This window comes from Methylobacterium sp. CB376 (assembly GCF_029714205.1).
Taxonomy (GTDB): Bacteria; Pseudomonadota; Alphaproteobacteria; order Rhizobiales; family Beijerinckiaceae; genus Methylobacterium.
Window position 1 is genome coordinate 177,957 of record NZ_CP121648.1, and the last position, 11,358, is coordinate 189,314.

11 protein-coding genes and 1 pseudogene are annotated in these 11,358 nt (G+C 71.8%); 6 read left to right on the top strand and 6 right to left on the bottom strand.

Annotated features, from left to right (window positions below; translation table 11 throughout):
• The first annotated feature begins 12 nt into the window (after positions 1–12).
• Together QA634_RS35695 and QA634_RS00800 are read left to right on the top strand one after the other, a co-directional pair.
• Complete coding sequence (locus tag QA634_RS35695) at positions 13–1,809, top strand: ABC transporter ATP-binding protein (protein ID WP_445928396.1); 1,797 nt, start codon at positions 13–15, stop codon at positions 1,807–1,809.
• Positions 1,806–1,928 (top strand): ABC transporter ATP-binding protein/permease, encoded by a 123-nt coding sequence (locus tag QA634_RS00800; RefSeq protein ID WP_150108557.1) that lies wholly within the window; start codon positions 1,806–1,808, stop codon positions 1,926–1,928. Before QA634_RS35695 ends, QA634_RS00800 begins: the two co-directional genes overlap by 4 nt.
• Before the next feature lie 146 nt (positions 1,929–2,074).
• Here the strand turns inward: QA634_RS00800 and QA634_RS00805 are convergent, their stop codons facing one another.
• Positions 2,075–2,617 (bottom strand): hypothetical protein, encoded by a 543-nt coding sequence (locus QA634_RS00805; protein ID WP_043700716.1) that lies wholly within the window; start codon positions 2,615–2,617, stop codon positions 2,075–2,077.
• Between the two features lie 53 nt (positions 2,618–2,670).
• Here QA634_RS00805 and QA634_RS00810 point away from each other — a divergent pair, with 53 nt between their 5' ends.
• The 3 genes and pseudogenes from QA634_RS00810 to QA634_RS00825 all read left to right on the top strand — a co-directional run.
• Positions 2,671–3,183: a hypothetical protein gene (locus QA634_RS00810; protein ID WP_150108558.1), complete on the top strand. Its 513-nt coding sequence runs from the start codon at positions 2,671–2,673 to the stop codon at positions 3,181–3,183.
• Positions 3,184–3,282: 99 nt separating this feature from the next.
• The gene (locus tag QA634_RS35700; RefSeq protein WP_445928397.1) at positions 3,283–4,671 is read left to right on the top strand and encodes a thioesterase II family protein; all 1,389 of its coding nucleotides are present in this window, start codon (positions 3,283–3,285) and stop codon (positions 4,669–4,671) included.
• A 121-nt stretch (positions 4,672–4,792) separates the two neighbouring features.
• Positions 4,793–5,340: pseudogene (locus QA634_RS00825) on the top strand (IS701 family transposase); the annotation flags it as partial.
• Positions 5,341–5,534: 194 nt separating this feature from the next.
• On the opposite strand, the gene QA634_RS00830 reads toward QA634_RS00825, so the two are convergent.
• Positions 5,535–5,741 (bottom strand): DUF3606 domain-containing protein, encoded by a 207-nt coding sequence (locus tag QA634_RS00830; RefSeq protein ID WP_018262955.1) that lies wholly within the window; start codon positions 5,739–5,741, stop codon positions 5,535–5,537.
• Between the two features lie 417 nt (positions 5,742–6,158).
• Between QA634_RS00830 and QA634_RS00835 the strand changes: the two genes are divergently transcribed.
• Entirely contained in the window at positions 6,159–6,356 is a 198-nt protein-coding gene (locus QA634_RS00835; RefSeq protein WP_236728818.1) for a hypothetical protein, read from the top strand.
• A 511-nt stretch (positions 6,357–6,867) separates the two neighbouring features.
• On the opposite strand, the gene QA634_RS00840 is transcribed toward QA634_RS00835, so the two are convergent.
• The 4 genes from QA634_RS00840 to QA634_RS00855 form a co-directional block, all read right to left on the bottom strand.
• Positions 6,868–8,103, bottom strand: coding sequence for an HlyD family secretion protein (locus QA634_RS00840; RefSeq protein ID WP_012330162.1), 1,236 nt, complete (start codon positions 8,101–8,103; stop codon positions 6,868–6,870).
• A 1-nt stretch (position 8,104) separates the two neighbouring features.
• Positions 8,105–8,827: an ABC transporter ATP-binding protein gene (locus QA634_RS00845; protein WP_012330163.1), complete on the bottom strand. Its 723-nt coding sequence runs from the start codon at positions 8,825–8,827 to the stop codon at positions 8,105–8,107.
• A gap of 4 nt (positions 8,828–8,831) precedes the next feature.
• Positions 8,832–9,974 (bottom strand): ABC transporter permease, encoded by a 1,143-nt coding sequence (locus QA634_RS00850; protein WP_012330164.1) that lies wholly within the window; start codon positions 9,972–9,974, stop codon positions 8,832–8,834.
• Between the two features lie 512 nt (positions 9,975–10,486).
• Positions 10,487–11,290 carry a 4'-phosphopantetheinyl transferase family protein gene (locus QA634_RS00855; protein WP_283027157.1) on the bottom strand — a complete coding sequence of 268 codons (804 nt, stop codon included), beginning with the start codon at positions 11,288–11,290 and terminating at the stop codon, positions 10,487–10,489.
• Between the last annotated feature and the right edge of the window lie 68 nt (positions 11,291–11,358).

The window sequence follows — 11,358 nt, forward strand, 5'->3', positions numbered from 1 at the left end:
CCTCGATCGTCGATGCCGACCGGATCGTGGTGCTCGACGCGGGCCGCATCGCGGAGAGCGGCGACCATGCCGGGCTGCTCGCGCGAGGTGGCCGCTACGCCCGCTACTGGTCGCTTCAGAACGGCGGCGCCGCGGGCCCCGGCGGCATTGGCCTTCCGGAGGATGCACACCATGCCGCAGCCCGCTGAGCGCCCGGTCTCCTGGTGGCGCGACCTCACCCGCCGGATGGAGCCCCGGATGCGGGTCCGCTACCGCATCGGGCTCGCCCTCCTCGCCACCGATGCGGGGCTCGCCGCGGTGCCGCTCCTGACGGCGGCGTGGGTCGTCCACGGCCTCGCCGCGGGAACCTGGACGGACGGGCGCTCGCTCGCCGCGACCGCCCTCGTGGCGGGGGCGTTCCTGGCCCGGATCGCCGTGATGCCGGTCGGCTTCGCCCGCGGCTTCGAGTCCGACTATGGCGCCGTGGCAGAACTCCGGCTCGACCTGTTCGCCCATCTGCGGCGCCTCGGCCTCGGCGCGCTCGCGCGGGTCGGCGCGGGCGGCCTGGCGGACCTCGTGACCAACCGCTTTCGCTGGATAGAGGAAGAGGCGGGTTACGGCCTCGGCCGCCAGGTCGGGCAGGCCGCGCTCTCGCTGGTGCTGGTTGCGGCGCTCGGCGCGGTGCACCCGCTCTTCCTCGCCGCGGCGCTCGTCCTCGCGGGCCTCGCCGTCCTCGCCTACCGGGGCCTCGACCGCGCCCTCGCGCGGCTCGCCCGCGACCAGGCGAGCCTCGTCGCCGAGACCGCCGAGCGCATGGTCGAGTTTCTGGCCGGCCTGCCGGTGCTGCGCGCGATGGGGCAGGTCGACGCGCAGCGGGGCGCCTACCGTCGGCAAGTCGAGGCGCTGCACGCCTTCTACCAGCGGGCGATCGGCACCGTGGCTCCCCAGGTGAGCGCCGCGCGCATCCTCCTCGACCTCGCGGTGCTCGCCCTGGTTGGCGTCGCGGTCGCCTTGTTCACGAATGGCGCGATCGACGCGCCCGGCCTCGCCGTCGCGCTCCTCGTGTTGCTGCTCCTGCTCGCCCCCCTGGACGCCTCCCTCGGCGAGGGCTTCATGATGCGCCTCGTCGGCGACGCCCATGCCCGCGCGGCCGCGATCCTGGCGCAGCCGGCCCTGGAGGACGGGACTGAGCCGGTCCGCCCAGGCGAGATCCGCTTCGAGGGGGTGCGCTTCGGCTACGGGCCGGGCCGGCCGGTGCTCGACGGGTTCGACCTCGCGCTCCCGGCCGGGCAGGTGACGGCGGTGGTCGGCCCGAGCGGCGCGGGCAAGTCGACGCTGCTGGCGCTCATCGCGCGTGCCTTCGACCCCGAGGCGGGACGGATCACGGTGGGCGGGCAGGACATCCGCGCGGTGCCTCTGGATCGGCACCTCGCCCGGCTCGGAGTCGTGCCGCAGGACGTGATCCTGTTCGCCGACACGCTGGCCGGCAACCTTCGTCTCGCCCGCCCCGGGGCGTCGCAGGCCGAGTGCCGGGCGGCGGCCGAGCGGGCCTGCTGCGGGGACTTGGTGGCGCACCTGCCGCAGGGCTTCGACACGGTCCTCGGCGAGGGTGGGCGCGACCTCTCCGGCGGCGAACGCCAGCGGGTCGCGATCACCCGCGCTATCCTCAAGGACGCGCCGATCGTGCTGCTCGACGAGGCGACCTCGGCCCTCGATGCGGAGAGCGAGCACGGTGTCGGCGAAGGGCTGCGGGCGCTGTTCCGGGACCGGACCGTGTTGATGGTGGCCCACCGGCTGCAGACCATCCGCGGGCCGACCACATCGTGGTGATGGAGGCCGGTCGCGTCGTCGACAGCGGCACGCCGGCCGAGCTCGAGGCACGCTGCGCCCACTATCGCGACCTCTGGGACGCCTACCGCGACACCGAGCGCTGGCGGCTGAGGGGCTGACGCGCCTCTCCTCTCCGGGCGGTCGTCGAGGAGGACCATCGGTTCCCGATCTCGGGCCTACCCGAGACCGGGGTGATACGACATCCGCATTGCGAAGCAATCAACCGGATGTCGTATGACGCCTCGGCATCCTCGGCTGCTGGTTTTCATCGCGGCAGCGCCCGAATCCGCCGCGCCAAGTCCGGGGCGCCGAGGATCGACCAATGGTCCGCCTCGACCGGCATGGGCGTGGCGCGGCCGGCGAGCAGAGTCTCCCACTCGGCGAGGGCATCGCCCCAGCCCGGCGGGCGCCGGGCCGCGGTGAAGACCGTGACCTCCGGGCCGGCCGGCAGCGGCGCGAGCCTCGCCGCGATCATGGCGCGCAGGTTGGCGGCGACCACGCCGAGGAAGCGATCCAGCCCGGCCTCGTCGGCGAGGAGCGAGGCGGGCAGGCCCTGGCCCGCGAGCAGCCGGCGCCACAGGCCGCGCCGCCCCGCCTCCGGCATGGCATCGATCGACCCCGCATCGTGCCCGTCCGCCGCCAGGGCGGCCCGCGCCGCGTCCCCCGCGCAGGCGAGGAGCAGGCCGCCCGGGGAGCGGATTCCTGCAAAGGGCGCGCGGGGCGAGGGATCGACCAGGATCACGCGCGCCACCGGCTCGCCGGCCGCGAGGAGGTCCTGAGCGAGCTGCCAGGCCGTGTGCGCGCCCATCGACCAGCCGAGGAGCTGGTGGCCGCCCTCAGGGGCCGGCCCGAGACATGCGCGTGCCGGTGCGCGAGGACGTCGAGACGGTCGACCGGCGCCTCGCCGGGCCGGAGACCCGGCGCGTCGAGGGCGAGGACGGCTCTGGCGCCGTCGAGCCCCTCGGCGAGGGGGCGGTAGGCGGCGGCGAAGCCGTCGCTGGCGTGCAGGCAGACGAGCGGCGCGCCCGGCCCGCCGCAGAGCAGGGCCGGGCGCGGCCCGGCCCCGGCCTCGGCCTGCGCGAGGGCGTGCTGGCGGCCCGCGCGGCGGCGCCCGCCGGCGTCGTGGAGCGCCTGCGCCGGGCCGATCCCGACCTCGTCGAGGCGGTCGGCGGCTACTTCGCCCTGCCCGGCTCGCCCCTGTGGGACCGGCTCGCCGCAGGGCGGATCCGCTACTGCCTCCTGCGGGCGCGGCGGCGGCCCGGACCGGCCGGGCGGCCGGAGGCGGGCGACGCGGCCCACCTGCGCGGACGCCCGCGGCGGATGGCCGGCCTTCTGGAGCAGGCCGACGCGGCCGTGCGGGCGGCGCGCGCCTGATTCCCCTTCGGCGGGCCGCACCCGGAGGCCGCCGCCAACGTCCTCGCATTCCCGTTCGCGGCGGGCGGCGCCTCGGTCTTCCGCGGCTGGGAGGCGCACCTGCCGGAGGGCGTCCGCTTCTGCCCGGTCCAGCTCCCGGGGCGCGAGCACCGGGTCGGCGAGCCTGCCTTCCGCAGCGTGGAGGCGGCCGCGGAGGCGCTGCTGCCGCTCCTCGACTCCGTCCGGCACCGGCCTCTCGCCCTCGTCGGCTGGAGCCTCGGCTGCAAGATCGCCTTCGCCCTCGCGCGGCGGCTGGAGGAGACCGGGACCGTCGCGCGCCTGCTCATGCTGGGCGCCTGCCCGTCGCCGGATCGGCCGGTCCCCGCATCGCTCCTGCCGCGGCCGGGCGAGAGCTGGGCGGAGCCGCTGCGCCGCCTCGGCGGCACCGCCGAGGCGGTCCTGGCCCATGACGGGATGCTCGGGACGCTGCGCGACTCCCTGGAGGGGGACTTCGCCATGGCGACCGGCTACCGCAGCGAGGCGGTGGTCGCGGCCCCGATCCTGGCGGTCGCGGCTGAAGCCGACGCCCTGGTGTCGATGGAGGCGGTCGAGGCCTGGGAGGCCCGGACCTCGGCCGGCTTCACCCTCCACAGGCTGCCCGGCGGCCACTTCGCCCTGCGTGACGAGGGACCCGCGCTGGCCCGCCTCCTCGCCGGCCGGCTTGCCGGACCACCGTCCGGCCCCGCGGCGGAGGACCCGCGCGCCTGGTTCCCCTTGACGCCCTCGCCGCCGCGGGGCCGGCCGCAGGTCGTGTGCTTCCACCACGCGGGCGGCAATGCCGGGTTCTTCCGGCCCTGGCTCGATGTGCCGGCTCTCGCGGGCGTCGCGGTCTGCCCCGTCGAACTGCCGGGGCGCGGCGGCCGCTTCGGCGAAGCGCCGCGCGCGGACCTCGCGGGCGTCGCCCGCGCCCTGTCCGACCTCCTCGCCGCGCATCTCGACTGGAGCCGTCCGGTCATCCTGTTCGGGCACAGTCTCGGCGCCCTGATCGCCTACGAGACCGCCCTCCGCCTCGAAGGGAGCGGCCTCGTCCCGGCCCACCTCGTCGTCTCGGCGAGGCGGGCGCCGGACGTCCCCACGCCGCAGCCGTGGCGGCACACGCTGGCGGACGACGCGCTCCTGGCCGAACTCGCCCGCATCGGCGGCACCGACGCGGCAATCCTCGCACACTGGGAGCTGATGGCGCTCATGCTGCCGGCGATCCGCGCGGATTTCACCCTGACCGACCCCTATCACCGCCCCCAGCCGGAGGCGCTCGACTGCCCGATCCTGGCGATCCGCGGGCAGGACGACGCCGAAATCGGCGAGGCCGACATGGCCGGGTGGGAGGCCGTTACCCGCTCCGGCTGCGCGCGCTGGCACCCGGCAGGCGGGCACTTCTACCTCGCGGACCCGCCGGTCCGGAGCGCCCTCGCCGAGCGCCTCGCCCGCCTCGCGGCGGCCGCCGGCTGATGCCGGCCGCGTCCCCCCGCCGCCCGGACGGAAGCCCCTCGCAAGGTGGATCCGCGGCAAGGGACGCGCCGCGTTCCCGTTGCTGCTGGTCCTCGCGCCGGCGGGGGCCGGCGCCCATGGCTGGGGGGTGAGCGAGATCGAGATGGCGCTGCGGCGCGCCTCCAAAGGCTGCGTGCTGGGCGTCACCGGCCAACACAGCGTCTGGTCCTGGATCACGGAACGCCCCATTGCCGGCACGGCCGAGGACATCGCCAAGGGGCTCGCGGAGACGGATTGGATCCGCCTGTCAGCTGGGGCGGGCCCGAAGGGGCGCGCCTGTTCGACTGGGCCTACCTGCCTCTGGCCACCCTGCCGGCCAGCGCCCTGGATCCGGCCCTCGATGAGAGCGAGTGGACGCGCGGCCTGCTGGTCCGGCGCAGCCTGTCGGACGGGGCTCTGGCCTCCTTCACGACCTGGTGCCCCGCCGGCACGCCCGTCACGAGGCTGGTGGCGGTGGAGGGCCGGCGCTGGGCGATCGAGGATGCCTTCGAGACCGCCAAGACGGAACTCGGCTTGGCCCACGACGAGAGCCGCTCCCGGCATGGCTGGCACGGGCACGTCCCGTTGGTGATGCTGGCCTTCGCCTTGCTGGCGCGGGTCCGCCGGTTGGCAAATGGCGCGCCCCCAAAACCCGCGCTCATCGCCACGCCCGCCGGTGCCCTGGTCGGTCCAGGAGATCCGGCGCGTGGCGATGCGGCCAGCACAGCGACGCATTGGGCCCGCTGTCGTCATCGCTTGGTCAGCCTGGAGACGCGCTCACCAAGCGGCAGCCCAAGAGGCGCATCTGAAGCGACGCAGGCAACCGTCATCCCACTCGGCGCGTGTCAGACGATGCCGCTCTTCTCGTACGGCCAGGGCTTCCCGAGATACTGGGCCACACGAGCCGGATCGTTTCCGACTTCCTCGACTGCCTGCTCGATCTTCTCGGCAGGCTCCTGGAAGCGTCGGGCCCAGAATGCTCGTGTCCCCGGATCGTCCAGAAGCACGACCTCCGGATCACCGACAGGCTGGCCGTGAACAGCTTCTGCCATGGCGCTCCTCCTCATCTTCTCTGGTCCACATGTGGGGACGCTCCCGACGGTATCCAGCGAGGCAAAGGTCCTACGGGGCGGGGGATCCCGAAAATTATAGAAATCCAAGGACAAAATACCGCATCGGGTCTCATGCAAAGATTTTTGCCAGCTGCGGCGTTTCACCAAAAGGAGATTGCGATGACGAGATCTTTGGGCATCGGGCGCGGAGGTGCAAGGCCGGGTGCCGGACGTAAGCCGTCGCCGCGACCTGTCCCAGCAACTGGCCCTGGGCTCGTGGTGGAGGAAGTGGCCGCCGTGGGCGAGAGGTTGGAGACGATCGCAGCGGCACTTCGGATCACAGTTGCCCACCTGCAGCGTGATCAGCGCGACGCTCTCCTGTACGGCCAAGCTCGGTGCCGGTGCCAGGCGATAGGATTGCTGTTCGCCAAAGCCCGGGCAGGGAACCTGTCGGCCATTCGGAAGATCCTGCAGCTGACGGCCTCAACGGCAGCAGAGCCAGTGCGCCTGCGGCAGCTCGGCAAGCAAGAGGCTGCTCAGGAAGCAGCCAAAACGGCTGGCGCGGGCAGCGAGCGGGGAGAGGATCTCATCCCTGCCGAGTGGCGCTCACATTGAGCGCGCAAACTATTTGAGTGCGTCCGCCGAGACGGACGAGCGCTGCAACAGACCTGGACACGGTCCATGGGGCGACCGATGTACATTGGCGACGGTATGTTATACTAATGTAATGACCAGCATCATTGTTGTGGCGCCCTCGCTACTCGGTGTTTTGAGCTTATTTTCTTACGCCAATGGGAGACGTGGCTCGGCGGTTCCGCGGCTCTCGAATTTTCGCCAAGCCTCTGGTTCGCCAAGCCTCTGGTTCGCCAAGCCTCTGGCTTGAAATCGAAAATTCGAGATGGAGCAACGGCTCGATGCGTCAGCATCCTGAGCCGTTGGTATGACGCGGCGGCGATTGCGGGCGACCTCCTTGACACCATCGCCAACAGGTGGACCGTAAGGCTTTCTTGGCCCGGGCGCGCGAGCGCCCGTGGCTGGAGGCGGACTTCCGCACCAAGGCGCGGGCCGAACTCGCTGGACCCGGAGCCGGTCCCACTCGCTCACGGCGGAGTCGAGTGGATCACCGTCAATCGGCGGGTTGGCCGATCTGGGTGCCCTGGGCTTGTTGCCACGGGGCGTCCGCCTGCCCAGGTATGCGGCATCCCCGGTGCGTCGCGAGAGATTGCGGGCAGGCAGGCAGCGGCCGCGCCACCTCCGCGGGATCTCGGCGAAGTTCCGCGACGCCCTGAGGCGAATCGGTCTTGATGAACACGTCGACCTGCTGGCCGACGAAGGCCGGGAAGTCGGAAACCTGCAGCGCGTAGATCACTTGGAGAACCCGCGTGTCGACGCGCTCTGTGCTGGCGCCGGTGAGCGACCGCTTCGGCACCACGTAGGGCTCGATGCGCACGAAGGACAGCGGGGCGGAGATCTTCGGGTTGCCGCGCAGCCGCGCGACGGCCGGGCTGCCCGCGTTGATCCTCCAGCTGTCGGCCTCGTCGACATCGGCGCGGACATGCAGGAGATCCGCGCTTCCCATGATCATGAGCGGGGAGGACAGCGCGCCCGCCTGCGCGTACTCGCCGACGCGGACATTGACCTTGAGGATCTTGCCGTCGATCGGCGCCTTCACGACCGTCCTGTCGAGGTCGACGCGCGCCTGCTCCAGCGCCGCCTTCGACTGGGCGACATTGGCCTCCGCCTCGAGCCGCTTGGCGGTCAGGACCTTGCTCTGCTGCTTCGCTGCGGCGACCGCGGCCTCGGCGGCCGCGACCGCCGCGGCGGCCTTCCCCGCATCCGCGATGGCCGCCTCGTAGCGCTGGCGCGAAACCCAGGACCCGCGGGCGAGCGACGCGTACCGGAGGCGGTCGAGCTCCGCCCGGCTCGATTCAGCCTGAGCGTTCTCGAGTTCCGCCGCCGCCTGCGAGATCTTGTGACGCTGCATCGCGATGTTCAGGTCGGCCGAGCTCAGGAGGGCCTCGGCCGCCGCGAGCGCGCCCTCATGCCGCGCAACAACGGCCCGGACCTCACGATCGTCGACGGAGAAGAGCGGCCGTCCGGCCGTGACCCCGGCGCCGGCCACGACCTCCACGCGGGAGACGACGCCGCTGCGCTCGGTGGCGATCGCGACCACCTCGCTCGCCGGCTCGATGATCCCGGCGGCGGACACCCCCTGGGCGTAGGAGTTGGCCGGCGCCGCGATCACCGGCTCGGTGATCGGCCGGGGATCGTACTTCGCCGAAACGGACCAGGCGGTGAAGCCGAACAGGCCGGCGGCCAGCGCGGGAACGCCGAAGCGGAGCAGGACGGAACTGCCGGTCATGTCACGCCACCTCCGATCCCATCCTCGCCTGCGCGACGCGGGCCGAGCGGATTCGCCCGTCCTCCATGGCCGTGATCCGGTCCGCGAAGGAGTAGATTCGGCTGTCATGGGTGACGACGATGACCGCCCGGTCCTCCGCAAGCGCGGCGGCCTTGAGGAGCTCGAGGACCGATCGACCGGTGTCGGCGTCGAGCGCAGCGGTCGGCTCGTCGCAGACGATCAGCCGGGGCTCGTGGACCAGCGCCCGCGCGATCGCGACCCGCTGCTGCTGCCCGCCCGAGAGCTGATTCGGGGTCTTGCCGACGTGGCCGGCCATTCCGAGGCGGGTCAGAATGGGGATTGCCCGCTCCAGCGCCCGCCTCATCGGCATCCCCGCGGCGACCAGCGGGATCGCCGCGTTCTCGGCGACGGTCAGCGCCGGCAGGAGGTTGTACTGCTGGAAGATGAAGCCGATCGTCCGGCGTCGGAAGGCTGTTCTCTCCCGGTCCCCCATGCGGGTGACCGACGCGCCGCAGATCGAGACCTCCCCGGAGGTCGGGCTCAGGATGCCGGCGATGATCGAGATCAGGGTGGTTTTGCCGCAACCGGACGGACCGACCAGCATCGTGAGTTCACCTGCGGGCAGTTCGAAGTCGATCCCGTGCAGCACCGTGACGAGGTCTTCGCCCGCGGTGAACGTCTTCGTGATGCCGCTGCAGCGCACGATGGCGGAGGCACTGCCCATCGCGCTAGCCCCGGAACACGATCGCGGGATCCACGACAAGCACCCTGCGGATGCTGGCGAGGCTCGCGACGGCGATGATGACGAAGACGGCGCCGGCCGTTCCGGCCGCGACCTCCCAGGGCAGCGCGAAGCCGCGGAAGTCGATCGCCGTGCGCGACAACACCTCGAAGAACACGGCGCAGAACCCGATGCCGATGGCGTAGCCGATGCTCGCCACGACCACGGCCTGGAGCAGGACCATGCGCACGATCGTGAGATTGCCGACACCCATGGCCTTCAGGGCGCCGAAGTGGCGCAGGTTCTCAAGGACGAACAGGTAGTAGGTCTGTCCGACGACGACGGCGCCAACGATGAAGCCGAGGGCCGTCGTGATCCCGAAATTCACCGGAATCCCGGTCCGCTTCATGTAGTATTCGACGGTGGCCCAGGCGAAGTCGCGCCACGTCAGGGCCTTCAGGCCCGTCTCCGCGGCGATCCGCCTGGCGAGCGCGCGCGGATCCTGACCCGCACGGGCGCGGGCGAGCACGAAGGACAATTGCTTGCGGGAGCGCCCGTCGAAGCCGAGCGCGCTGGAATACTTGGTGTGCACGACCGGGAAGGTGGCGAAGGGCGCGGAGGCCTCGGAGATCGCGACGACCACCGCGCGGCGGTCGTTGATCTCGAATTCCTTGCCGAGGGCGAGCGCTTCCCCGGGCCACATGAACTGGTATCCCGCCCGGTCGACGATCACGGCATCAGGCTGCCTGAGATCCTCGACCGCGCCGAGGACCAGGTGCGGTGCGACGCCGACCAGCGTGGCGTCGTCGACGCCGAGCAGGATCACCTGCTGCAGCACCCCCTCCCGCGTGTGCGCGACGGGGAGGCTCTTGTGCAGCGGGACGGCCCAGTCGACCCCCTCCACCCCACGCACGCGGTGCAGTTGCATATCCGCCATTCCCTCGACCACGTCGATGTATTCGACGCGCGGATCCATCACCCAGATGTCGGTCTCGCGAACGTCGATGATCTGGCTCGCCGTGCGCAGCATCAGGCCGATGAAGATCGCGACTTGGTTCGACATCAGCATCGTCGAGAAGGCGATACCGAACACGAGCCCAAGATACTTGGCGTGATCCCGGATGAGCATTCTGACGGCCACACCGTTCATCAACCGCTCCTCTGGGGAAAATCTGCCGACTGGGTGCTCGCGGTCCGCTTGTTCGGGATCTCCACCCGCCGTCTCATGCCAAATCCGCCTGATTCGTTCGGAATCGCGGATTTGGTCTTCGCGCCAACGCCGCGCGGGGTGGCTGCCACGGCCCGCCAGGGGTCCCCGGCATGGTCGTGCGGGCGTGCTGCCGCCCGGGCGGACGTTCGGCCCGGCTGCCCCCTCCGCTCGGTGACCGGATCTCGCTGAGTTCATGTTCGCCCACGATGAGCTCGCGGGCGAAGCGGTCGCACCGGATCAAGTACTCAGGCCCCAGCGGCTGGGGCCTGGTCGGAAGCAGGCGCGCGATCCTGCACTGGGCCCCGCTGAGCATGTTGGGGAAACGCGTCTGGGAATAGGTGACGATCTGCCCGACCGTGAACCGATGCGGCGTCATGACTGGCTTCCATGTCCCGGGCGGGGAACTCGGGCGCCAATCTCACTCGCATTAGGCGCGGCATCTGTGCGCCACCTCACGGGGAGGCGGCGCAGGTCCATTCCTCGCACGTCACCGCGGAATTCATCGCACGCTCAACTGCCAGCGCCGACGCGTATCCGGCCATCGGCGGCAGGGCGTGCATGATCCAGGCGGAGGGGACCAGCGCCGCCTCCCGCGATGCCAGGAGCGCCGGGGGCGCCTCCGGGCTCACCTCCACGTCGAAGGCGTCCAGCGGAAAGCGCAAACCGTGCCCCAGCGCCTTCACGACGGCCTCCTTCCTCGCCCACGCCGCGAAGAACGACGCGAGCCGGCCGGCCTCCGGGGCGGCCAGGATGTCCCGCTGCTCGCGGGCGGAGAAGGTCGCTCGAACGAGCCCCTCGAGATCTTTGAGCGGGCGCACGGCCTCGACGTCCACGCCGACTTCGCGTCCGACGGTGATGGCGACCACGGCGAGGTCTCCGGAATGCGTCGGATTGAACCGGAACGGCGCCCGATGCGCGGCCGCGAGTCGGGGCTTCCCGAACGGCCCCGCCTCGAACGTCACCGCGCGGGGCGCCACGTCCATGGACGCCGCGAGGACCCGGCGAAGCATCGCGCGACCGAGCGCGAACAGCTCGGCATCCCGTTCGCGGACGAAGCGGGCCTGACGGGCGCGCTCCTCCTCCGACAGCGTTCCCGTCGCCAGCGGCAGCCATCCCGCCGGCTGCCGCCCGACGCGCGCCCGCCAGACCCGGACCTCGTTCGGCGGGAACATCCTCAAGGATCGCTCCGAAGACGGCGGGCCGACGATGAGACGCCGGTTCGATTCATAAGCTGTCGGCGGGATGCTCTCCCGCATGTCCCGTCCCGGCAAGCCCGCGCGGCCGAGGAGCGCGGAATGCTGGCCTCGCCACCGTAGCCGGTTCC